20 protein-coding genes are annotated in these 22825 nt (G+C 45.6%); 3 read left to right on the top strand and 17 right to left on the bottom strand.

Translation table 11 applies throughout. The features are described from left to right. Positions 1-58: 58 nt before the first annotated feature. Complete coding sequence (locus CF168_RS07850; protein ID WP_089067517.1) at positions 59-517, top strand: hypothetical protein; 459 nt, start codon at positions 59-61, stop codon at positions 515-517. Between the two features lie 332 nt (positions 518-849). Here the strand turns inward: CF168_RS07850 and CF168_RS07845 are convergent, their stop codons facing one another. The 4 genes from CF168_RS07845 to CF168_RS07830 form a co-directional block, all read right to left on the bottom strand. Next, entirely contained in the window at positions 850-2145 is a 1296-nt protein-coding gene (locus CF168_RS07845) for a peptidoglycan DD-metalloendopeptidase family protein (RefSeq protein ID WP_086902587.1), read from the bottom strand. Positions 2146-2411: 266 nt separating this feature from the next. After that, positions 2412-5468 carry an SbcC/MukB-like Walker B domain-containing protein gene (locus CF168_RS07840; protein ID WP_089067516.1) on the bottom strand — a complete coding sequence of 1019 codons (3057 nt, stop codon included), beginning with the start codon at positions 5466-5468 and terminating at the stop codon, positions 2412-2414. Next, positions 5465-6667: an exonuclease SbcCD subunit D gene (locus CF168_RS07835; protein ID WP_089067515.1), complete on the bottom strand. Its 1203-nt coding sequence runs from the start codon at positions 6665-6667 to the stop codon at positions 5465-5467. The genes CF168_RS07840 and CF168_RS07835 overlap by 4 nt, the downstream gene beginning before the upstream one ends. A 278-nt stretch (positions 6668-6945) precedes the next feature. After that, the gene (locus CF168_RS07830; RefSeq protein WP_023267800.1) at positions 6946-7716 is read right to left on the bottom strand and encodes a TSUP family transporter; all 771 of its coding nucleotides are present in this window, start codon (positions 7714-7716) and stop codon (positions 6946-6948) included. Between the two features lie 141 nt (positions 7717-7857). Between CF168_RS07830 and CF168_RS07825 the strand changes: the two genes are divergently transcribed. Then, entirely contained in the window at positions 7858-8766 is a 909-nt protein-coding gene (locus CF168_RS07825; protein ID WP_089068927.1) for a LysR family transcriptional regulator, read from the top strand. 53 nt (positions 8767-8819) lie between these two features. Here CF168_RS07825 and CF168_RS07820 read toward each other — a convergent pair whose 3' ends face one another. The 5 genes from CF168_RS07820 to CF168_RS07800 form a co-directional block, all read right to left on the bottom strand. Next, a complete protein-coding gene (locus CF168_RS07820) occupies positions 8820-9206 on the bottom strand; it encodes a ribonuclease E inhibitor RraB (protein ID WP_011623207.1) in 387 nt (128 codons plus the stop codon). A 22-nt stretch (positions 9207-9228) separates the two neighbouring features. Then, the gene (locus CF168_RS07815; protein ID WP_011623208.1) at positions 9229-9459 is read right to left on the bottom strand and encodes an RNA-binding S4 domain-containing protein; all 231 of its coding nucleotides are present in this window, start codon (positions 9457-9459) and stop codon (positions 9229-9231) included. A 70-nt stretch (positions 9460-9529) separates the two neighbouring features. Beyond that, complete coding sequence (locus tag CF168_RS07810) at positions 9530-10066, bottom strand: GNAT family N-acetyltransferase (RefSeq protein WP_089067514.1); 537 nt, start codon at positions 10064-10066, stop codon at positions 9530-9532. A 74-nt stretch (positions 10067-10140) separates the two neighbouring features. Then, positions 10141-10419 (bottom strand): peptidylprolyl isomerase, encoded by a 279-nt coding sequence (locus CF168_RS07805; protein WP_011623210.1) that lies wholly within the window; start codon positions 10417-10419, stop codon positions 10141-10143. A gap of 179 nt (positions 10420-10598) precedes the next feature. Continuing rightward, positions 10599-12428, bottom strand: coding sequence for a DUF885 domain-containing protein (locus CF168_RS07800; protein WP_089067513.1), 1830 nt, complete (start codon positions 12426-12428; stop codon positions 10599-10601). Between the two features lie 80 nt (positions 12429-12508). Between CF168_RS07800 and CF168_RS07795 the strand changes: the two genes are divergently transcribed. Then, the gene (locus CF168_RS07795) at positions 12509-13018 is read left to right on the top strand and encodes a diguanylate cyclase domain-containing protein (RefSeq protein WP_089067512.1); all 510 of its coding nucleotides are present in this window, start codon (positions 12509-12511) and stop codon (positions 13016-13018) included. A gap of 51 nt (positions 13019-13069) precedes the next feature. Here the strand turns inward: CF168_RS07795 and CF168_RS07790 are convergent, their stop codons facing one another. From CF168_RS07790 to CF168_RS07755, 8 genes are all read right to left on the bottom strand, one after another. After that, positions 13070-14317: a tetratricopeptide repeat protein gene (locus CF168_RS07790; RefSeq protein WP_086902580.1), complete on the bottom strand. Its 1248-nt coding sequence runs from the start codon at positions 14315-14317 to the stop codon at positions 13070-13072. Between the two features lie 2 nt (positions 14318-14319). Beyond that, on the bottom strand, positions 14320-14943 hold the full coding sequence (locus CF168_RS07785; RefSeq protein WP_011717517.1) for an energy transducer TonB: 624 nt from the start codon (positions 14941-14943) through the stop codon (positions 14320-14322). 1 nt (position 14944) lies between these two features. Beyond that, the gene (locus tag CF168_RS07780) at positions 14945-15349 is read right to left on the bottom strand and encodes an ExbD/TolR family protein (RefSeq protein ID WP_011623215.1); all 405 of its coding nucleotides are present in this window, start codon (positions 15347-15349) and stop codon (positions 14945-14947) included. A gap of 13 nt (positions 15350-15362) precedes the next feature. Beyond that, entirely contained in the window at positions 15363-15890 is a 528-nt protein-coding gene (locus CF168_RS07775; RefSeq protein WP_011626575.1) for a MotA/TolQ/ExbB proton channel family protein, read from the bottom strand. Continuing rightward, on the bottom strand, positions 15890-17245 hold the full coding sequence (locus CF168_RS07770; RefSeq protein WP_011717518.1) for a MotA/TolQ/ExbB proton channel family protein: 1356 nt from the start codon (positions 17243-17245) through the stop codon (positions 15890-15892). The genes CF168_RS07775 and CF168_RS07770 overlap by 1 nt, the downstream gene beginning before the upstream one ends. Next, on the bottom strand, positions 17245-18027 hold the full coding sequence (locus CF168_RS07765; RefSeq protein WP_011717519.1) for a DUF3450 domain-containing protein: 783 nt from the start codon (positions 18025-18027) through the stop codon (positions 17245-17247). The genes CF168_RS07770 and CF168_RS07765 overlap by 1 nt, the downstream gene beginning before the upstream one ends. Before the next feature lie 486 nt (positions 18028-18513). Beyond that, positions 18514-21321: a TonB-dependent receptor plug domain-containing protein gene (locus CF168_RS07760; RefSeq protein ID WP_089067511.1), complete on the bottom strand. Its 2808-nt coding sequence runs from the start codon at positions 21319-21321 to the stop codon at positions 18514-18516. Positions 21322-21601: 280 nt separating this feature from the next. Beyond that, a complete protein-coding gene (locus CF168_RS07755; RefSeq protein ID WP_089067510.1) occupies positions 21602-22810 on the bottom strand; it encodes a porin in 1209 nt (402 codons plus the stop codon). Between the last annotated feature and the right edge of the window lie 15 nt (positions 22811-22825).

Here is a 22825-nt window from a genome sequence, read left to right as displayed (position 1 = left end):
TTCATTTAGAATGAAACTGTCTTATCCGTTACCGCACTCAAGCCGTGTAAAAAGTCGTATGAAAAAGCAAAAGATTGGTAAAAAGCTAGAAAAGTGGTGTAACAAACAGGCCAAGAAACTGCAAAAGCAGCAGGCAAAATCTAATAGCCCTGTTGAATTGCAAAACCTTTATTCGGCAAATCCCCCAATAATGCATGCGACTCGCGCTCAACATAAAAAACAGCAGCGTAAACACTTAAGCCAATTATTAGCCGAATATGTGGCGAAACAGCAAATCCAAACCCTCGATAAGACCGCCCGCAAGAAACAACTTAAATTAGCTAAAGCCCATTTTAGTGCCGCAAATGATGCTAAATTTTTATCGTCCGCCGTTATTAAGCGTATCCGTCCATTAGCCACTGAACGCAGTTTTGCCCTTCGTCCTTATAAAAAATCCCCCTGCGGAGGCTGCCCAGCTTTAAAAGGTCGTCTGTGTAAATGTGCGTTAAAGGCAATGCAGAAACGTCAGGCCAGTTAATTCATTTGAATTGACGGTTATTCTGCGTAAATGAATCAAACTAGATACAAGCTAATGTAGTGCCAAGTGACTTGCTTATATCGGCACTCGGCCCATCTATAAGGCGATATCTGCTTGTACCCTTTATGTAGTGCCAGTTTCACTCTATTCAACGCTTATTAAAGCAGTAACACTCATTGCTTATTCGGCCAAGCATCAATCTCATTAAACTAGTATCTTGATGAATACAGCGTTTTCCAGCCGTTATCGCTAAACACAGCGCAAATAAAAACGCCGATGACATCAAATTCATCGGCGTTTTTATATTCGGTTCGCTCGGATTAATGAATGGGTTAGCCTAAGTTCATTAACGCTTGGCGGCTCTTCACGATATTGGTGAAGGTACGTAATTCTTGGTTCGCTAATTGGCTTGCCATCGGGATATCGGCTCTCATTGGATCCACTGGCTTGCCGTTAACATGGAATTCATAATGCAAATGTGGACCGGTAGAACGTCCAGTATTGCCTGATAAAGCAATCACTTGGCCACGGGTTACGCGTTGACCTTTACGCACTAATGCCTTAGAAAGGTGTAAATAACGTGTACGGTACTTACCACCGTGTTCAATCACAATATATTTACCCGCGAATTGGTGATCGGTGACTAAGCTTACGACACCATCCCCAGGCGCAATAACTTTAGTACCAATAGGCACTGAAAAGTCGGTACCATTGTGTGGAGAAATACGGCCAGTAATAGGATGTTTACGCGTCGGGTTAAAACGAGAACTCATGCGTGGTTGTTTGGCTAACGGAATACGTTGGAAGGCACGCACTAAGCTTTGGCCTTTAGCATCGTAATAACTGCCATCGGTATGTTGGAATGCACTAATTTCGGAGCGGCCCGTTTTAATGCTCACGCCTAATATTTGGCTGCTTCCTGTTGCTTCGCCCTCAACATATTGATCATTTACCAAAACAGAAAACTTATCACCTGCACGTAAATCCCGTGCAAAATTCACTTTCTCTTTGAGTAAATCTTCAATCCGCTGAATATCGGCCGCCGCTAAACCCATTTTTTGCGCCGAAACGTAGAATGAACCTTTAATATCGCCAGTGAGAATACGGTTTTGCCACACACCTTCAACGTTAATTTCTTCAACGTTAAAGCTGCCATCTTCATAACGGGTAAATACCACTTGGCGTGCGGCGTTAAAATACAGCTCTAACTTTTGCAGTTGGCCTTCATTATCCAACCAAAATTGGATACGGTTACCGGGTAATAAGGTATCGAGCGCCAGAATGTTTAAGTCGGCTTCTAACACTTTATACATGGTTTGCTGATCAACACCAGCTTTAGAAAATAAAGCACTTAAGGTATCGCCAGAAGCAATGACACGTTCAAAATGAGGGGTATTATCAACAATTGGGGCTGTTTCAACAGGCTCAGAAACCTGTGGCAAAATCGTCTCAAGATCGAGCGCGACGGGAATACGTTGAGCAGTAGGAACCACATGGTTGGCATTCGGCATTAACATCGCCGCACCGATTAATAAACCACCAACGAGGAGAATATTCTTGTGGGCTGAAGATAAATTCTGCAAACGAATTTGCGGAAAATTAGCCAAATTGGGTTTACCTGTCTGCAACGCTTTCACCTTTTGTTATCGTTATTGCGTTATATTTTTGAACCAGTCCCTCAGGGGGAAGCCCGAATTTTGTCAACTTATCCCAAAAAACCGATTATGACAAACGCTATTTTGCACTTTTATAGCACTATTTACTAAAAACATGCGTCAGTTAGCACTTTAAACCGATTGTGTGTTCTGTATATAGATGTTAAATAGCGCAAAATCTGGTTTGTCATGTCAATAAAAACAATGTGTTAAGCCAACATTTCTCCGCTTAAGTTAGACTAAGGCAAAATCACCTTGATTTCACTCCCATGGGAGGTTTTCAAGATATCAATTCGAGTGCCTATCTGTTCTTTCATTTCGGATACATGGGAAATCACCCCAATCATCCTCCCCGCCGACTGCAAATCCATCAGCGTGCGAATGGCAAGTTCGAGGGAGTCCTGATCTAGGCTGCCAAAGCCTTCGTCGATAAATAAGGTATCGAGTTTTATGCCGCCCGCGTAAGCTTGAACCACATCCGATAAGCCCAAGGCCATCGACAAGGCAGCCATAAAACTCTCACCGCCACTTAAGGTCGCCACGGGACGCACTTTAGAGGTGTAGGCATCCTCGACTTCAAGCTCTAGTCCTGAGGCCTTATTGCCCTTCGCCCTGTCCTCTTTACGCAATAATCGGTAGCGCCCTTTACTCATTAAATGCAGCCTCTGCGTTGCCGCAAGCAACACATCGTCGAGCAGTACGCTGAGCACAAAGCGTTGCAGGGAAATTTTGTTGCCCGTATTACCATTGGCAACATCGGCCAAGGTGCCAATCACAGCGTATTCATCCTCGAGGGATTTGGCCTTTTGATCGACCACCGCCAGCTGAGTTTGGGTATTGTTAAGCAGGGTGAGCCGAGTATTGAGTTGGCTCCATACCTCTTCCGCCGTTTTAAGCTGCGCGAGTCGCTCAGTGAGCAAGGCCTCTAAGGCGTCAAGATCGGGTGATGTCGACTCGCTCAACTTGGTTGTAAGCTGAGTCAGTTGCGACTGATTTAAGGCGCACTGTCTGTGATAAGTTTCTATACCCTCGGCCAGCGTCTGCATTTGCTCATCGGTTAACAAGGCTTCGCGCAATGCATCCCTATCAATAAAGCCTGCGTTATCGAGCGCCGTCAGTAGTGTCTGCTGTGCTTGCGCCTGCAGATCTGCCGTAGTATTACAACGCTCTATTGCCGCCGATAATGCCGTTTGCGCCGCGACACTCTGCTGTGTTGCCTGCTGCTGCGCGGTTCTGAGCACATCAATCTGACGCTTTATCTGTTCGAGTTGCTGCTGGTTATTCGCAATCGCTTGATTCAATACCTCCAGTGTTCGGTATTCTTCTGGGATCCTCAGCGCTTTTTCCGCAAATTGACCCGATAGCCGCTCGACTTTGCCTTCTTGTTCACGGTAGCGCTCACGCTCAAGTTCGAGTTGCTGCGTCAAAGTCGACTCTTGCAGCTGCAAGGTTTTGATCTGTTGCTGTAATTGCTGCAGCGCTTGCGCCGCAGCATCGGCCTGTTTCGCTTGCAGCATGAGTCTTTCTAAGGTTTGGCTATGGGATTCGAGTGACAACTCAACCTTATCGCCAAGGACTGTTGCCAGCTCATTAGCCTGCTGTTGCTGTGCTTCTAATTGCTTTTGCAGTCCACGATATTCTGCCCGCGCTTTATTGAGATTATCGAGCGCCAAGGCCTCGGCATCCTGCGCCGCCTGCAATTGTAGATCCGTTGGTAAATCCTCATGACTCACCGCGGGCTGAGGATGAGCCGAACTGCCACAAACTGGGCATGGCTCATGGGGTTTTAACTCTCTAGCTAAAATGGCTGCCTGACCTTGAAACCATGTCAGCTGCAAAGACTTGTAAGCCGTTGAGGCCGCTTGATATTGGGTATTAAGTGCTTTTCCTTGTGAGCCGACCTGCTCAAGAATCCCTTGAGTGTGCGCAACTTTGGCGCAGATCTGCTGCCACTGCTTAAACTGCTCGAGCATATGACGGTGCTGCTGCAGCGCCTGCGCAGTGGCAAGTTGCAGCTCACTTTGCGATTGCAAGGCAGGCAGTTGATTCTCACAATGACCGCGCTGCTCAACTAAGGTGGCAAGTGCTGTTTTACTCTCCTGCCCCTGCAACTTGGTGTGTTGCAGTATCTGTTTTGCCTGCGTTAAAGCTTGTTCCAGGCTGGTAAACTCAGCCAGCTGCGGCACTAAGGCACTGAGATGACTGTGTTGCTGCTCAACCTCACGCAGCTTATGTTCAAGGGGAATAATTTCCTGCGCCGCAGTTTCTGCATGAGTGAGGGCGAGCTTGGCGGCATCGAGCGTCGACTGCGCGCTATCGCGCTGAGCGGCTGCAACACTCGCTTCTTGCTCCCGCGACAAGGCATTATCTAATAAGGGTTTTACCCGCAGTGCTTGCTTGGCCACCTCAAGTCGTGTCGTTTGGGTAGCAATATGCGCTTGCTGCTCATTAAGACGAAGCACCTCAGCCTGCAATTCCTCTAAGCGAGTAAATTCAGCAAAGAGTTGCTGCGCGCTATCACGCTGTTTTAATGCCGCTAAATGCGCCGCAACGCTTTGCTCTTTTGCTGCCGTCGCCGCCGCGAATTCGGGTTCAATGCGGCTAAACTCAGCGGCAAGTTCATCATCGGATGTGAGTGCTGCCGTTTGCAAAATACCGTCACGGCGGGCGCGCTGCTCTTTCACTAAGGCACGAATATCCGCCGCCTTAGCCTTTAGAGTATCTTCGATGCGCTTATAGATATGGGTTTGGAATAATTGGCTAAAAATCTGCTCACGCGCCTTAGAATCGGCCATCAGCAATTCGCGAAATTTCCCCTGCGGCAGCACCATCACTTGGCGGAACTGCTCCACATCTAGGCCAGTTAATGCCTCGATTTCCGCCGTGGCGTCGGACACTTTACTGGCGACGATAAGGGTTTCGCTGCCATCCGGGGCAATCTTATACAGCTGTGCCTCACTCTTTTGTACCGTTGAGCCATCACCGCTTTTCTTTAATCTCTCCTGCTCGGGGACACGGCGAATACGATAACCCGTACTGCCTAATTGAAAATGAAAGGTTACCTCAGTCAGTACGCTATCATCGGCCATATCGCAGCGCATCTGGCTGCCTTCTCGTTCGTTACCCGTGGTTTTTCCATAGAGTGCAAAACAAATTCCATCGAGCAGCGTGGTTTTGCCCGCACCAGTTGGCCCGTTGATCAGGAATAAGGGGTTATTCCCCAGTTCGGTAAAATCAATAGTTTGAGTCGAAGCAAAGGGGCCAAAGGCCGACATCGACAGCGAGAGTGGCTTCATGCAGATTGCTCCCCTTTTGCTACAACGCGAGTAGATCCACCGCTATCGCCTTCATCCCTGTGAAGCTTAGTTAAAATCTCATCCATGACCGCTTGCTGCGCATCACTCAATTCCTCGCCAGAGACTTGACTGAAAAAATCACGGAACATGGCCATTTCGCCTTTTTTGATATGGTCACGGTTGAGTGCGACGGCCTGTTCGCCCGCCATTAATCCAGTACGTTCTAGATGCAGCACATTGGGATAGACACTGCGCAATTTACCCATGGCATCTAAAATGGCGTGTTTATCAAGGAGTCTGACCATCAGATAATCCTCACGCTTGGCATCGGTCTTTCCAAGATCTAATAAATGCGCCAATTCTCCTTCGATAATTCGCACATCGCGCAGCGCAGTTAAGGGCAAGAGTTGGATCTGCGCCGGAGTGTGCGCGGTGACGTCAACTAAAGTGACTGACTTGTGTTGATGCTGTTCGCTAAAGGAGTATTTCAAAATCGAGCCAGAATAACGTACATGTTCACTGCCTTTATATTGCGGTCCGTGTAAGTGGCCGAGGGCGACATAGTCAAACTCACTAAAAAGCCGTGGGGAAATTTTATCGGCGCCACCAATACTCAATGGCCGCTCGGACTCCGACTCACTGCCACCATCTAAAAAGCAATGACTAACAACGACCTTAGGTAACCCTTGGCTGTCGTGGCTGCGGACTTGTTCTAGCAGTAGCGCCATCGCCTCTTCATGGCTGGATACGCTGAGCCCCTTAGCATCCGCCTCAAATACTTGGCGCACGGTTGCAGGTTCGGCGTAAGGCAGCGGATAAAAGTAAGCATCGCCACTTGAGCTGGTTAAGCGGATCGGCGTTAAATCAGCCTGAAGCGGCCCTATAATGTGCAAGCCACTTGCCGCCATTTGTTTAGCCGCAAAACCTAAGCGTTCGTGCCCGTCGTGGTTACCGGCAATCATCAGCACTTGTAATCCTAACTCTGTGATGAGGCGATTAAGCACCTCATCGAGCAAAGCCACGGCGCTGGCCGGAGGAATCGATCTATCGTAAATATCCCCGGCAATAATCACCGCATCGACAGTGTGCTGCTCTGCCAATGTCACTATTTGATCAAGCACATAGGCTTGGTCTTCTAAGAGTGATTGATTATGTAACTGGCGACCAATGTGCCAGTCCGAGGTATGGATAAATCTCATCGTTGCTAAACCTTAATGGATACTAAGCCGATTCTATCGCGTGGACGCTTACCATTTAACGTGTGAAGTCTCAGGCGCCGCGAAGCAATAACACAGCCAATTGCCCCTAAAAACGCTTTAAAAATGCTAGGTTATCCTAAACATGACTGCGGAGTATAGCGAATACCAAGGGAGTGAAGAGATTTGCAGCAATAAGGCCGAAAACTGTGCTCATGGACTATGCAGCACGAGTAGGCAATCGGCCTTAACAGGGAGAGTTAAATATGAGAGAGGCTATATCAAAACAGGTGATATTGGCTGGCTAGCAGCTTCACACTCATGGCCAAGGACATAGTCACCACTAAAGGCTTAATGATCTTAGTGCCCTTGGTCACGACTAAGCGCGAACCTAAGGTAGCGCCGATTGCCTGCCCAGCAAGCATCACTAAGCCGAGCACCCAAATCACTTTGCCACCTAAGGTAAAGAAGATAAGCGAAGCAATATTGGTCGAGAAGTTTAACACCTTGGCGTGTGCCGTCGCCTTTGCCAGACCAAAACCGGCCAAGGTCACAAAGGCCAGCGCGAAGAAACTCCCTGTGCCAGGGCCAAAAAAGCCATCGTACAAACCCACACCGAGCGCGGCGGTAAAGGCAAAGGCGGTAGGCGTTAATACTTGGTGGCGGTCATCTTCCGAAATCTTTTTCGAAAACAAGAAATAACAACCAATCGCGAGGATTAAAAAAGGTAAGACTAACTCCAGTACTTTGGCATCGACCAACTGCACCAGAATAGTGCCTAAGGCGGCGCCCGCAAAGGCACAGATAAGGGACAGTTTAACGGCCTTCAAATCAACTAATCCCTTACGCACAAAGTACAAACTCGCAAAAAAGCTGCCACCGCAGGCCTGTAATTTGTTAGTCCCGAGCGCCACCGCCGGCGGTAAACCCGCCCACATTAACGCAGGGATAGTCAGCAAGCCCCCGCCGCCGGCGATAGAGTCGATAAACCCCGCCACCATAGCCACGCCAAAGAGTAATGCCGCAATTTGTAGAGTCAGTTCAAATTCCATGATTGTTATTATTGAGTAATAGGAGCTAAGGCTTCGCATTAGACTGCGTTTGCCTTATAAACGCAAAGGAGTTATTGTCGCGCTAGCGTGAGCAAAGCTCACACTAAATACCCTTATCATTTACTCGATTCGGATACGCCTATGTTTACTTCCTTGCCGCCCCTCAATGCATTACGGGCTTTCGAGTCTGCCGCCCGCTTGCAAAGCATGACACTTGCCAGCAAAGAACTGCATGTCACCCACGGCGCCATCAGTAAACAAATCCGTGTACTAGAAGAATTCTTAGGTTTTGCCCTTTTCGTGCGCCTGCATAAAAAAGTCGCTCTCACGGACGAAGCCAAGCGCTACTTGCCACATGTGCAAGCGGCTCTGCAAACTTTGTCCAGTGCCACCGCCGATTTACGTAGTCAAGGCTCGCGGCCACAAACTTTAGCGATCAATGTGTTACCCAGTTTAACCATCAACTGGTTAATCCCCCGGATGGAGCAATTTAAATCTCGGCATCCACATTTGTATGTGGATCTCTCGATTGGTGACTTCGCCGTCGATTTCAGCCAAGGTCGTTACGACATCGCCATTCGCAGCAGCACTCAACTCCCCAGAGGCGTTAATTACATCAAGCTGATGGATGAAGACTTGTGCTTAGTGTGCGCGCCGTCACTCGCGCCTAAGCTCAAAAGCATCGAAGACATCAATCAGGTCACGCTACTTAAACACACCACACGGCCAGAGCTTTGGGAATATTGGGCGGATAAAGTGGGACTAGTACTCACGCAGGCACAAACCTTTGGCGTCGAGCATTTTTATATGTTGAGCCAAGCCGCAGCCAGTGGCATGGGCGCAGCGCTGATCCCACGTTTTTTTATCGAAGAACAATTGGCCAATGGCAGCTTAGTGATCCCGTTTCAAGCACCTTTTACCAGCCCATACGCTTATTACTTACTCACGCCCAAATCCCCTAGCCTACCGCTAAAGGTGCAAGCCTTTATCGATTGGATGCTCGAGTTATTTGCACCATATCGGCAATCGTCAGATATCGACAAAGCCTAGATAGCAAAAAACCACCTGAGCGGTGGTTTTTTTACGCTTATCCGGCGATAGGCTTAGTGATGGCAATGTTCATCGTGAACATGGTCGTCATCCATAAACTCATCATCACCTTCTTGATGTTGCATTACGCCCCATCCATCGGTCATGCCGCCAAACTCGGCCGCAAAATCATTGAGTATGGTCTCTTGCTCAACCAAGTCATCGTAGTCTGGCACCATGTTGATGCATACGATGATTTCCCACTTACCGAGCTCATCGTTAAGGTTCAGCTCAACTTCGCCTTCTAAATCGGAGTTAGCTAACTCTTCGAGTGCAGTTTCAGCATCGCGCTGATCATCGAAAACTAAAAAGAAATCAACATCGAGGGCTTTAGTGAGGTCAATTCCGGCTTCGGCCATCGCAGCCAGCATTTTGCCATTATCGTCGTCTGGAAATTGCATATCCTACTCCACAGTTTCAGGCTTATTCAGCCGCAATGATTTGAACCGATTCACCATTAAAGCTGACGATGTCACCCGCAACGACTTTTTTACGTTTGCGCGTTTCCACTTCGCCATTGACGGTAACTAAACCTTCATCAATAACATGCTTGGCTTCGCCGCCGGCATTCGACATGCCTTGTACCTTTAACACTTTGTACAATTCAATAAAATCTTCGCCAGGATACAAAGCTAACTGATTAATTTGCGCCACTTAAACACGCCTCAAAAAATAAACCTGCGGCATTATAGCAGCATGTACCATGGGATGCAGATAATTTAACTTATCTTTGCCTTTCATCGGTGAGCAGCCCATAGGCGGATTCATCTAGCCACTCATCGCCTATCTTAAAATGCTGCCGAAATATGCCCTCCAGTTGAAAGCCACATTTCTCCATCACCCGAGCTGAGCCGATATTATCTTTAGCGCAGTACCCAACCAATTTATGGACTGACAGACTTAAACAGGCCCAATCGACAACCGCCAGTAAACTCTCAGTGGCATAGCCTTTACCTTGCCCTGCGTGCGCCAGCAAATAACCAACCTCAGCACGTTGCTCCTCCACACTATGGCAATGAAGGCCAGTTAAACCGATAAACTCACCGCTATCCAGCGTTTCGATCGTCAGCGTAAGCCAATCGCCAGAGGCATAGTCCCAGGTGACTGAGCGCTGCTCAAACTTTTGCCGGATCACTTCGGCAGATTCAGGAATACGCACATAGCGATTGATGTCAGGATCTTGATGTAATGCCAAGAAATGTGGCCAATCCTGCTCTTGTAAACTGCGAAGTCTTAGTCTGTCGGTATAGAGTTCAAGCATAGCGGCTCCCCAATGGATGGACGAACTAAAAAAAATGGCAGCCAAACGCTGCCATTGTCTCGGCAAGAAGACGATTAACCGCGGCTGGTGACTTCGAGTAAGTGATAACCAAACTGGGTTTTAACTGGACCTTGAACCACGTTTAATGGTGCACTAAATACCACTTCATCAAACTCACGCACCATCATGCCTGGGCCGAATGAACCTAATTCACCACCTTGTGCACCCGATGGGCATGAAGAATGGGCGCGAGCGATTTGCGCAAAATCTGCACCGTCGAGGATCTGTTGTTTAAGTGCTTGGCACTGCTCTTCGCTGCTCACTAACAAATGTCTTGCTGTAGCCTGAACCATGATAAAACTCCCTGAATAATCCTGAGACATTTGCCCCAAATATCATATGGTTTCCGTTTTTATGACTGAAAACGGGATGTGAATGTTGAGTATAAAAACATTCTGTTTAATTAAAAAGTCTTAAACCGCGCCGCGATTGATTTTGTTATCGATAACGGCGCAGCAGAATTGACTCAGTGTTAAGCCTTAGTCGCTGCAATCCAGCGATCAATTTTCTGCTCCATCACCGCCATAGGTAATGAACCAGAGGTGAGGATCTGATCATGGAAGGCTTTTAGGTCAAACTTATCACCCAGGGCTTTTTCAGCACGTTCACGCAGGGCGAGGATTTTTAGCTGGCCCACTTTGTAGGAGAGCGCTTGACCCGGAATCGCCATGTAACGTTCAACCTCGGCAATAATATCCGACTCGGCCATGGGCGAATTATCCTTCATATATTGAATCGCTTGTTCGCGGCTCCAGCCTTTGGCATGTAATCCCGTATCCACCACCAAGCGCATTGCACGCAGCATTTCGTCTGACAGCTTACCAAAGTACTGATAAGGGTCGCTAAAGAGCCCCATTTCGATGCCTAAGTATTCAGCATACAGCGCCCAGCCCTCTTCGAAGGCGGTATAGCCACTGAAACGTTGGAACTCAGGCACGCCTGTTAGCTCTTGCTTAATGGCGATTTGGAAATGGTGACCAGGCGCGGCCTCATGTAATGACAACGTCGTCATACCCCATTTCGGCTGTGCTTTTAGGTTATAGGTGTTGATATAAAACACCCCTGGACGGCTCCCATCCACAGCTGGTGATTCATAGGACGCGCCAGCAGCAGATTGCTCTCTAAAGCTTTCTACCGGTTTAACCACATAGTCGGCCTTTGGCATAACATTAAAATATTGTGGCAATACTTGGTTAATCTTATCTTTCAACACCATATAACCATCGATTAAGCCTTGGCGATCGCTATAGAAGTATTGTGGCTCAGACGATAAAGAAGCAAAAAAGGCTTTTAAGTCACCTTTAAAACCTACTTGCTCACGGACTTTGTCCATCTCAGAAAGAATGCGTGCGACCTCATTGAGACCAATTTGGTGAATTTCATCCACTGGCATGGTTGTGGTGGTATGAGAATTGGCTAATTGCTGATACCAAGCTTTACCGTTTGGTAGACCAGACCAACCGTCCGTCGCGCGGGACTTAGGTAAGTAAGTCTGCTTGAAGTAATCACGCAGTCCCGTTAATGCAGGCACTAAACGCTCATTAATCATCGCTTGATAACTTGCTGTTAGCTCCGCTTTATCTTGATCCGAAAACCCTTCTGGGAAGTGATTAATCGGTGAATAGAAAATGCTTTGGCTGGCATCCGTAGTAAGCATGGCATCAAGCTGTGGAATAATCCGCTCAACTAACACGCGAGGTAACACCACCTTACTGGCAATACCTTCATTCATACGATTCTCGGCCAATTGGATCCAATCAATAAAGCCGTTAACACGCTGCTCCCAGTTGCGATAATCCTGCACTGTATTAAAAGGCTGCGCACTCTCACCACTGCCCAATTGCACCATAGTGATCACAGTACTGTAGAACTGGCTGATCGGCATAAAGCGTGATGGGAAGGTTTCGTCCACTAGGGCCATTTCGCGGTCATAAACAAACAGCGCGTAACTGAGTTGTAAATCGGCAGGCAATTGCTCAAGGTCAATCGCCCTCACTTGCGCTAAATAACGGGTATTCAGATCATGACGCGCCTTAAGATATTCCTCAGTTAAGTCGCCGCCGAACTGCGCGTTGTAGTCATTAACACCGACAAAAGTGGCGTAAATCGGCTCTAACTTTAAGTAATCTTTAAAATAGGCATCGACTAAGGCGACGTATTTAGACTCAGCGGTTTGAGTTTCAGTTTGCGCCGCAGCGGCTTGGGTTGAGCCTTCTTGTACCGCTGCCGTTGTTTCTGGCTTTGAGCAGCCTTGTAAAGCAAACACTAACGCTATCGTTCCCGCCAATAAACTTAATTTCATCTTTTATATTTCTCCTTTTGGGTCCGTGATAGCCAAACTCTTCCTATACTTAGTTCAAAGTCTGCTTACGGGATTCATCTATGATCTACTCATTTCGTAACTCAGGTTTTAGGGATCCTGAAACAGGGGTCTATAACCAAACCTATTTCATGGAGGTATTCAACCGAGAGTGGCACAGGCACATACGTGAGCAGCAAAGCTTGGCGTTATTGTATCTGTGCCCTCACATTCATGAAACCGTCAAACAACCCCATTTACTCGAATTCTTTACTAAACAGGTACAAGAAGCACTGCTACGGGCGACAGATTTGATTGCAAGGTTAGATCACAATCATTTTGCGTTAGGACTTTTCAATATTGATGAGGAAGGTACTGAGGTGGTGTTAAAGCGTATTGAACAACATATTCAAGAGTTTAATCAAGAATTCGGTAAAAATCACAAGCTGAAAATCGATTATAAACTTGCCGCTTGCCTGTGCTTACCGACCCAAGAAAAGCGTATCGAATCCTTATTTAATAATGTCTCAAAGCTATCACTTGAGCTTGAACGGAATCAGCAACAATCCCAATTGCTTATCAAGCTGCAATAAAGAAAAAGCCCCTTACGGGGCTTTTTAGATCTGCATTGCGAATACAGTGAATTACAGTTCAACGTTGTGCATACGCGCTTTTTCTTTGATATAAGCGATATAGCTGTTTGCACTCTTCTCAGTCTTCTTATCCTTCGCGGCTAATACAGCGCGGTTATAAGCTGACTTGTACTGTTTTAAACTTAAATGGGCTAACGCCAATTCGAAGTTTGCTTCACCTGGATGTTCGATACCTAAAGAGATGGCTTTCTCAAGCACTGGAATCGCTTCAGAGTATTTCTCATTCAAGCTCAGTAAACGACCTTGTTTCAGGTACAGCTTGCCATCGTTATTGATAGCAGCCGCTTTTCCATAAAACTCAGCAGCTTCTTTGAACTCTTTCGCGTTTTGGTAGAAACCAGCCAAAATCTCGTAAGATTTAGCATCTTCAGTGATGAGGCCCGACTTCATGTTCTTTTGGAATACTTTAGCTGCTTGATATGGCGCACCTTTCTGTGCCATCAGCTGAGCTAAACGAGTGATGTTAGCTCCAGTATCCAAGAAACCATTACGGTAAGCCAAATCATAAGTCGCTAGCGACTTATCATAGTCTTCTACCATCAGATAAAACTGTGCTAACTGAACCCATAATCTGCCATCATCCGGGAATAACGGCACCATGACTTCTAACACACCAACGGCTTTTTTATACTTCTTCTGGTTGAAGTAAGACGTCAGTTTCATCTGATACAGACCTTTATCAGGAGCTTCGGCGAGTGAAAGGCCTTTATCAGCCACTTCAATCACTTTGTCCCACTGTTTCAGTTCTGTGTAAGCAATACCGATACGACGATACATTTGAGAGTCAGCCTTACAAGTGAAGTCCATCCACTTGTAATAGTAAGGAATCGCTTCCTTAAACTTCTTCTCTTGTAGCAATAAGTCGGCATAGAGGCGCAGTGTCGCCGCGTGATCTGTTCCACCTAAAATGTCCGCTTCAACGGCTTGTTTTAGGTACTTGATCGCAGTATCCATCTTGCCTTTTTCGGCATAGAAGTTACCGAGCATACGCGCAACATACGCTTTATCGAAATCGTTCTTTGGGTTGGCTTCCAACAATACGGCAATCGCTTCGTCAAGCTGGCCATTGGTGTAAGCTTCAAAGGATTTCTGAACCTTCTTCGCAGCACTTTCACCTACCGCTTTAGATTGGCGCTTATCGATTTCACATTTCTCAGCCGCAACAGCTGAAGAAACGGATAAGGCACCACCACAAAGAGACAGTAATAACGCAACTGCGATTTTATTAGCATTACGCATTGTTATTTGCCTCCTTTATCTAAAGTGAAGTCTAGTTGTACTGTCATGCCTGGTTGTTTTAGTGGCTTGCCGTCAACAATCTTTGGCTTGTACTTCCACTTCTTCAGTGCACGAATTGCTTCTTTGTCGAATAAACGTTTAGGTTCAGCTTGGATAACTTCAACGTCATCTACACCACCTAATTCGTTAATCGTAAAGCGTAACTGCACCCAACCTTCTTTACCGTCACGCGCCGCTGCAATTGGATATTGTGGTTCAATACGGACGATAGGTGTTGCATCACCGTCACGTGTCATCATGTTACCCAATTTGAAACCACCGGCACTATGACCACCAGCTTCAACACCACCCATATTGAACGACATAGACGTATCAATATTTGATGAAGTGTCTGGTGGCGTAGTATCAGGCTTTTGTGGTTGCTCTGGTGGTGGTGGCGGCTTAGGCACTACCCTTGGCTTATTCTGTGCTTTTGCATCCTGTCTATCCATGGTGATTTCAATTACAGGGGTCTCGGCCGATGTTTCAGCGCGTTGCGCCCCACCACCGACCAAGAACGCCATAAAAGCGAACAGACCAAAAGTCACAGCAGCACCAATAATGATTGATACTAGTGCTCTTAGCATATTAATCGTTCCCCGCAGATACCGAAATCTTATCTATACCAGCCGCTTTGACTTGGTCTAGAACTTTAACAACTAAGCCGTGTTGCGTATCTTTGTCGGCCTGGATCAGCACTGCTGCTTCAGGCGCTTCAGCTAGCATACGCTCAACGTTTGCAGTTACACGCTCGATATCAACCTGACGGTTTTCCATCATGATCACGCCAGTTTTGCTGACGCCGATAAAGATGTTAGCCGAAGGCTTAGAAGTCGCTTGTGAAGCTTTTGGTTTGTTATAGTCCAAACCAGATGGTTTCACGAATGACGTTGTTACAATGAAGAAGATCAGCATGATGAACACGATGTCGAGCATCGGTGTCATATCAATTTGCGCTTCCTCGTCTACACTGGAATGCTTTTTACGTGCCATGTTCAATCTCTCTCTAGTGGTGCGGCATGCTGTCTTTTAGCTTTTCTAAGCTGATTTTCATTTTGGCATCAAGGCGAGTACTGAAGAATACTCCCGATAATGCTGCAACCATCCCCGCCATAGTGGGCATTGTTGCCATTGAAATACCAGCCGCCATTAAACGAGCATTACTCGTCCCCTGAACTGCCATCACATCGAACACTGAAATCATACCGGTAACAGTACCTAACAAACCTATCATAGGACAAATCGCTACTAAGGTTTTAATGACCAGCATACGTGCATTCAAATCTTGCTTCGCTTGGGACAGCCAAGCTTCACGGATACGGTGTGCATACCAAGAGGTGGTTTCCTCTCTAGCATCCCATGCAGCTATGATTGCTTTATGTTGCTTTGGTGATATCCAATTAAGATACCAGTAACGCTCAAGCATCAATACCCACATTAAGAACAGCACAAACGCTACTAACCAGAGGACGTCGCCTCCGGAGGCCATGAAGCCCCTGACGGAATCCCATATGTCCATCAGGTGAATCATCATTAGTCAGCCCTCTTCTCAGCGTGCGCTGCGATGATACCAGCACTTTGCTCTTCCAGAACTTGCACGATTGACTTGCTACGAGCAACAACAACTGCGTGCATTAACATCAGAGGCAGAGCCGCAACCAGACCTTGAACTGTAGTGATCAGCGCCATAGAAATACCGCCAGCCATCAGTTTTGGATCGCCAGTACCGAACAATTGGATACTTTGGAAGGTTGCAATCATACCCGTTACTGTACCTAACAGACCCATCATAGGTGCGATAGCGGCCAGAACTTTGATGATTGAAATGCGAGACTCTAACGCTGGCGTTTCTTTCAGAATCGCTTCGTCAAGTTTCAGCTCTAATGTTTCAACGTCAACGTCTTTGTTCTCTTGATACACTTTCAGGATACGACCTAATGCGTTGTTACCTGGCTTATCAATGTTCTTACGTTGGCTGTTAACACGAGCGCCGATGATAGTCATAGTCACTAAACGTTCGATAGAGATCAACAGACCTAATGCTAACAGAGCGATAATGATGTAACCGATAGTACCACCCGCTTCTAAACGATCTTCAAAGCTTGCTTTGTTAGTGAAGATGTTTAACAGCACGCCACGAGCTGGGTCGATGTAGAATGGCGCAGTACCTGAAGTAGTTTGCTCCCACTTACCTACTGCACTAACTTGGTAGCCTTCTGGCTGTTGTGATAACTCTTGAATTAAACCTAATTCTGGGTTGTAAACAACATACTTGCCATCAGCAGTTAAGTTGTAAGTACCGATACGGTGAATCGTGGTGTTTTTAACGCTACCGTCGATACCAGTTACAGAACCTTCGAATTTAACAACCTTACCAGATTGTGCCATTTCGAATAATTGTTCTTGCCAAAATTGCTCTAACTCTTCGATTTTTGGTAATTGCTTACGCGCACCTAAATCAGCGATGAACTTATCGCGATTTGGGTATTGAGCACTTACGTTTGAACTGGCTAACTTACCAGCGAAATCGCCCGCTTCACCTTTAACCACACCGAACATCTCACCCAAGTCACCTTGAGCAGTTTTCAGGTCTTCTTCTAACTGAGCAATTTTACGCTCGTTGTCTAAGAAAGCTTGGTTTAAGTCTTTACCGCGTTGCTTTTCAGCCGCTAAAGCATCTTTTTCACGCTTTAACAGAGCCGCTTTATCGCCACGTTCAGCTTGGAACTCTTGTTCACGTTTGCTGTTAACTTTGCCTTCAGCAGCGCGATCAACTTTAACTTGCTGCAATAATTGATCGATGGTCTTAGGCGCATCAGCAGCGCTAGCCATACCAGCAGTTAAAGAAAAACTTGCAGCTAATACAGCTGTAGTAATTAACTTCTTCATTATTGTGCAGTCTCCGCAGCAGGAATTGGTAACGCGAATAGATCTAGAGCGCCTTGTTTACGGGCAATGCGGATACCTTTTGTCAGTTCACGCAAATAGCTGTCATCTAACTTATCCCAACCCTTAGATTCTGGGTTGTACATCCAGCCAGTCTTTTGATCTAAGCTCTGAGCATAAAGAGCTACGCGACCTAAGTTAAAGAAGTCTACTAATACTTCTTTACCATCTAAGGTCAATTTACCTTGGTTAACTGCAACAGCACTACCGTATTCACGCTCGATGCTGTACGCATCCAGAATCAAACGGTATTTTTCAGCTAAAGTTACTTCAGCAGTGTTTAACAGTGTTTTTAACTCTTTAACGCGGTTAGCGCGAACTTCAGAGTTAAATGGCAGATCTAATTGAACGAACTGTTCTAAAGACTCAACCATTTTAAACATTAAAGGCACAACGCCCTGACGCAGTTTATCTACGCCGTTAATGTCAGTTTGAATCGCGTCCATCGTTTTTTGTTGATCAGCGACTAAGCTGGCAACGTAATCGTTATAGGACTTCAGTGATTCACGCTCATCAGCAACAGAACCATACTCAAAAAGCATGTCTTGTGCTTGATCGAAATACTTATCAACATTCTTTTGCGACGCAGCAGCATCAGCATGGATCATACTATCCGCTTTTTGCACGTCGGTAAGAGGATCTGCAACTACTAAGTTGCTGCTCGCTAATGCCAGCACGCCAACAAGTGCAGTAGCGATTTTTGTTCTATTGCTTACCTTGGACATAGTTCCCAACCAATTTGAAGTGAATAAAAAAGTTAACTTAACAGCAACATCACTTTAAGCAAGACTTACTTTAGTAAATGCTTACTGTAAGTCCATCTTTCTCTTGTGATTCTTAGTTTTTTCTTCCCTTTCCTATGCCTTTACAGGCATAGACCCGCTGGCATCATTTCACAAAATGTTGACCTGTGTCAACATTCGGGACACGTAAAAACTAGTGTAAAGAAGTCTTAGTTATGAATTTTTTTACGAAAGGTGTTTTTTTAAGCAGTCTAAAAGTTTTGGTTGCTTTAGGTACAAAGAACAATCACTCATGAGTGGTATAAGCGGCGGATAAATGAAGGGCTTTTTAATTCAAAATTGCTAATCCTGAATGCAAAGCTAAAACGAATATGTCAAACGACGATAATTTTAGAAAAGTGAGCAGCACTGAATAAAAAAGCCGAATACTGGACTGTATTCGGCTTTTGTTAACTAGGAAAACTAATATTAGAACTTAGTAGTCGCACGTAAATAAATGAAGCGATCCATGTTCACATCATACTCTGTTACAGAGAAGTTGTTTGTAGAAATAGCCTCGTTATTTGTTGGCCCTTCAGCCTGAGGTTTCTTAGCGAACAGGTTGTTGATACCTAAAGAAATTTTGGTGTTATAAGCATCTATGTTATAACCAACAGAGACGTTGTGAACCATATAGGTATCAAAATTCTCTCTAATACCAAGCTCTTTATAGTAATCATAGGTCTCCTGGTCAACATCGGTGTAATAATCGTTAGTCATTTCACCAACCAGACGTACCTTCCAGTGAGCATCCCAATCACCCATCGCCCAATCAACCATTAGATTAGACTTGAACTCAGGGAAACCGCCATCGCCTGTTTGTATACCAACACGATCTGTACCATCAAATTCATTCTTAATTACATAAGCAATATCTAAAGATGCTTTGAATGAACCAAACGAAGTTTCTGGGAAGCGATATGCAGTGAAGAAGTCGATACCTTCAACATTGTACTCACCAGCATTTTGTAAGAAGTTACGTAAATCAACAATATTACCTAAGCTATCACGATCAATCCTGTCGCATGACGCAGGATTCGAACCTGTAGCACACTCACGTGCAATACGTGTATGTCCATAACGGCCAATCGCGTCTTCGACCTTGATGTTATAGTAGTCTAACGTTAATTCCGCACCTTCTAACCAACTTGGGTTATACACTGTACCGAATGTATACGACTCAGAAGTTTCTGGTTTTAAGTCTGGTGATGATACGCGTGTGATCCTAATTTGGGTATTTGCTTGTCTATAACCATCAGGAACGCCAGCACAACCTGGTAAACCTGAAATATCAAGAGGAGCACCAGAAGCTGTTCTAGTATTACATGGGTCAGTCCATGTTGCGTAGTCATCAGCATTACCAGCATATAGGTCAGAAATCGATGGTGCACGGTAACCTTGAGCCCAAGTACCACGAAGTAACATATCGTCGATTGGACGGAACTCTAGACCAACTTTACCTGTGGTATTGTTACCATAAGCATCATGGTCAGATACACGAACAGCAGGAGTCAATAACAAGCTTTCTAGAACAGGGATTGATAATTCAACATATGCTTCGTCTAAGCGGAATCCGCCCGAAGTAGCATCACGTTGGTTACCAGAAGATTCGCCTGTTACTGTTAATGGATCTGGAGTATCAAAACCAGATTCTTCACGACGTTCAAGACCAAATGCCATACCAACAGCACCAGCTGGTAAATCAAATAAATCACCAGAGATGTTGAATGTATAATCTTTCATTGTTAAGCCTGAGCGGCTTACGCTGTCGAAAGTGATGTAGTCAACCATGTCTTGTGTAACAGTGCCAGGACCTCCGAAAAGGTTTAGCGCCACACAACCATTGCTTGCATCACAGTTATCACCCAATGCTTGGTTGATACGAGTTAAGTTTAAAAGGCCAGTAGTCAACACATCTTGGTTGTTTTGGCCGTAAATATAACTTGCACTCCATGTCCAGTTATCGTTGATATTACCTTCAAAACCTACCATTGCGCGGTAAGTGGTATCGTTTTGATTGTATTGACGCGAACCAGCTTCAATCATACGACGCTGTAAAGCATATGGCACGTAACCAGCGGCTTCACCATTAGCGACAGCTCGTGCGCTATCACCATATAAGGTTTCACCAAACGGGTTGTAAATATTATTCGCACCGATATCTACACGGCTAGCACCAGCACCGAATGATGCACCTAAAGTTAATGGCATTGGCGCTAATTCTTGAGAAGACTTACGGTTTGTCATCATAAAGTCTGATACAAAGCGTAAGTTATCAGAGATATCGTAAAAACCTTGTACATAGAATGAATTACGATTCTGTGGAGTTGATAAATAGTTATCAGGAGCGTAGTTATATAAGTCACTACCGGTACGAGGTCTGAACTGATCAGCACCAATGTTAGTACCTGTACCTTCTTTTGACATGAAGTCATAAATACCTGAGCTATTAGGCTTTCCAATCGCAGCCAGCGCGTCTTGGTTAGCTTGATTCAGCTGCGAACCTTTAACGCGAAGACGAGTGTTATCAGTAGTTGAACTGTAACCAGTATCAGAAATATCACGGTCACCAGCCCAAATAGGCTGTTGAGTCACATGGCTCATGTTGAACAGTAAACCACCTTTCTCTGACACAGAGCCGATAGTCACATCTGCTGTATATTGACGACCATCGTCATATTTCGCGTTTTGTCCACCATAGACAGAAACTTCTACGCCTTCAAAGTTTTTACGAGTAATGATGTTTACTACACCAGCAATAGCGTCAGAACCATAAACAGCAGAAGCACCATCTTTAAGTACTTCAATACGGTCAATTGCTGATGTTGGGATAGTGTTTAAGTCAACAGTTGAACCTAGTGATGAGATCCAACGCTTACCATTAACCAATACCAGCAAACGCTGTGCACCAAGGTTACGTAGGTCCATATTTGTTGAACCGTCACCACCGTTGTTAAACGCAGTATTTAACGCAGAACCCGCTGCAGGGATAGTTTGTAGGATGTCACCGATACTAATCATACCAGTTGCTTCAAGCTCATCTCTGTTCATCACGAGAACAGGGCTTGCGGCTTCCATATCGGTACGTTTAATACGCGAGCCAGTTACTTCGATACGCTCAACTTTTGCGCCAGCTTCATCAGCAGCCATTACTAATGGCACGTTTAGCGCAGTTGCAGCTACACCACCAATCAATGCGAAACGCACAGACTTGGCTAAAAAGTTATTCTTATGCATTGTCTATCTCCCTGGACATATTATGTCTTTATTATAATCCGCTTATTTAATAAGCAGTTTCAAACAGGAGTACCTCGAAAAACTACGGAGCACTCAGCGGAAACAATAAAATCACATATAAAACCTTTAATCAACATAAAATAAACAAATAAAACAAAATGCAGACAACACTTACTGACAGTCCTGAATGCCAGCGGCATAAACAAAAAACGCCAGTCATTGCTGACTGGCGTTTTTTGTTTACTTTTCGTTATCTAGTTTCTAGATAAACAGCTGAGGCTTAAAGCGTATAGCGGATACCAATGGCAATGCCATCATCTTCTGATAATGACATTCTGGCTTCTTGTGCTTTGTCGGTGCTGGTGAAGTCGCTGTAGTCTTTACGTGCTTCAACATACAGAACCGTGTTTGGATCCCACACAAAGTGTAAACCTACAACTACAAACTGACGTTTGAACACATCGTTCGGATCGGCGTTAAAGTTTGGTTGAATAACATAGTCTTTACCGGCATCCAGAATGTTATAAGAAACAAATGGACGTAAACCGTTATCAAACTTGTAAGAAACTAAAGTTTCAACACCGTAGGCATCTTTAATCAAACGGCCGATGTTGTCGGTATCATGGTTCTCTTCTTTGTGAACGTTGGCGGCAGCATATAAACCATTCTTGTCGAAGTCGCCCCAGGTCGCACCCACACCGTAGATCAGATCAACAGCGGTTTTTTGGTCGCCATTGCCATAAGCAATATCAAATTCACCGCGGTTAATACCCGCCATCAAGCTGAGTTTATCGGTGGCTTTGTAAGTTACAGAGCCGCCATAGGTGTAATCATAGGTGACTTGTTGTGCTTCTTTCTTACCTGCGTTCCATTCCACTTCACAGGCTTCTTCTGTGATGTTTTCGATATCACAGGTATAGAAGCTGCTGTTTTTTAATTGCGCCTGAACCGCAAAACTCACATCACCAATGCTGTTACGGTATTGAACAACTTTGTCACCACGACCGACGCCGTTTACTGCACCGTCGTCTTTGTTAAAAGTGTAAACACCTGCCGCGTTACCATCCCATACAAAACCGTAGTTGGTGTTGTAAACCACGTCATACCAAGCACCCCATTGCTTACCAATAGTGATAGTGCCGTACTCATCGTGGCTGATGCCAGCATAGCCTAGACGGTTGTAGAAGAACTCGTCCTGCACCGATTCGAAACGGTTGTTATAGACAATATCGCTGCTGCCAACAGGGTTCACACCCCATTCCAATTTAGCAAAGGCGTTCCAACCGTGGGTTAACTCACGACTGAAACCAAAATTGATTCGAGAAGCACCATTAACAACTTCAGTTTCACCTTGGGTATTGATTACGCGCACATCAATAAAGCCACCGATTTCTACCGCATTTTTATCGTCTTTGTAGATTTCGATTGCTGATACTGTTGGCGCGAGAAAGAGTGCTGCTAGCGCAGTTGCTACTAACGTTTTGTTCATTTGGTGCTTAACCTT

The sequence above is a fragment of the Shewanella bicestrii genome (genome assembly GCF_002216875.1).
Classification (GTDB): Bacteria; Pseudomonadota; Gammaproteobacteria; order Enterobacterales; family Shewanellaceae; genus Shewanella; species Shewanella seohaensis.
Note: the sequence above shows the minus strand (reverse complement) of the source record. Positions and strands in the feature narration are given on the sequence as shown.

Bases quoted from the DNA above. Each gene is read 5' to 3' on its own strand.
- CF168_RS07850 (WP_089067517.1), top strand. From the start codon at position 59: ATGAAAAAGCAAAAGATTGGTAAAAAGCTAGAAAAGTGGTGTAACAAA.
- CF168_RS07840 (WP_089067516.1), bottom strand. From the start codon at position 5,468: ATGAAGCCACTCTCGCTGTCGATGTCGGCCTTTGGCCCCTTTGCTTCG.
- CF168_RS07835 (WP_089067515.1), bottom strand. From the start codon at position 6,667: ATGAGATTTATCCATACCTCGGACTGGCACATTGGTCGCCAGTTACAT.
- CF168_RS07830 (WP_023267800.1), bottom strand. From the start codon at position 7,716: ATGGAATTTGAACTGACTCTACAAATTGCGGCATTACTCTTTGGCGTG.
- CF168_RS07825 (WP_089068927.1), top strand. From the start codon at position 7,858: ATGTTTACTTCCTTGCCGCCCCTCAATGCATTACGGGCTTTCGAGTCT.
- CF168_RS07820 (WP_011623207.1), bottom strand. From the start codon at position 9,206: ATGCAATTTCCAGACGACGATAATGGCAAAATGCTGGCTGCGATGGCC.
- CF168_RS07810 (WP_089067514.1), bottom strand. From the start codon at position 10,066: ATGCTTGAACTCTATACCGACAGACTAAGACTTCGCAGTTTACAAGAG.
- CF168_RS07805 (WP_011623210.1), bottom strand. From the start codon at position 10,419: ATGGTTCAGGCTACAGCAAGACATTTGTTAGTGAGCAGCGAAGAGCAG.
- CF168_RS07800 (WP_089067513.1), bottom strand. From the start codon at position 12,428: ATGAAATTAAGTTTATTGGCGGGAACGATAGCGTTAGTGTTTGCTTTA.
- CF168_RS07795 (WP_089067512.1), top strand. From the start codon at position 12,509: ATGATCTACTCATTTCGTAACTCAGGTTTTAGGGATCCTGAAACAGGG.
- CF168_RS07790 (WP_086902580.1), bottom strand. From the start codon at position 14,317: ATGCGTAATGCTAATAAAATCGCAGTTGCGTTATTACTGTCTCTTTGT.
- CF168_RS07785 (WP_011717517.1), bottom strand. From the start codon at position 14,943: ATGCTAAGAGCACTAGTATCAATCATTATTGGTGCTGCTGTGACTTTT.
- CF168_RS07780 (WP_011623215.1), bottom strand. From the start codon at position 15,349: ATGGCACGTAAAAAGCATTCCAGTGTAGACGAGGAAGCGCAAATTGAT.
- CF168_RS07775 (WP_011626575.1), bottom strand. From the start codon at position 15,890: ATGATGATTCACCTGATGGACATATGGGATTCCGTCAGGGGCTTCATG.
- CF168_RS07770 (WP_011717518.1), bottom strand. From the start codon at position 17,245: ATGAAGAAGTTAATTACTACAGCTGTATTAGCTGCAAGTTTTTCTTTA.
- CF168_RS07765 (WP_011717519.1), bottom strand. From the start codon at position 18,027: ATGTCCAAGGTAAGCAATAGAACAAAAATCGCTACTGCACTTGTTGGC.
- CF168_RS07760 (WP_089067511.1), bottom strand. From the start codon at position 21,321: ATGCATAAGAATAACTTTTTAGCCAAGTCTGTGCGTTTCGCATTGATT.
- CF168_RS07755 (WP_089067510.1), bottom strand. From the start codon at position 22,810: ATGAACAAAACGTTAGTAGCAACTGCGCTAGCAGCACTCTTTCTCGCG.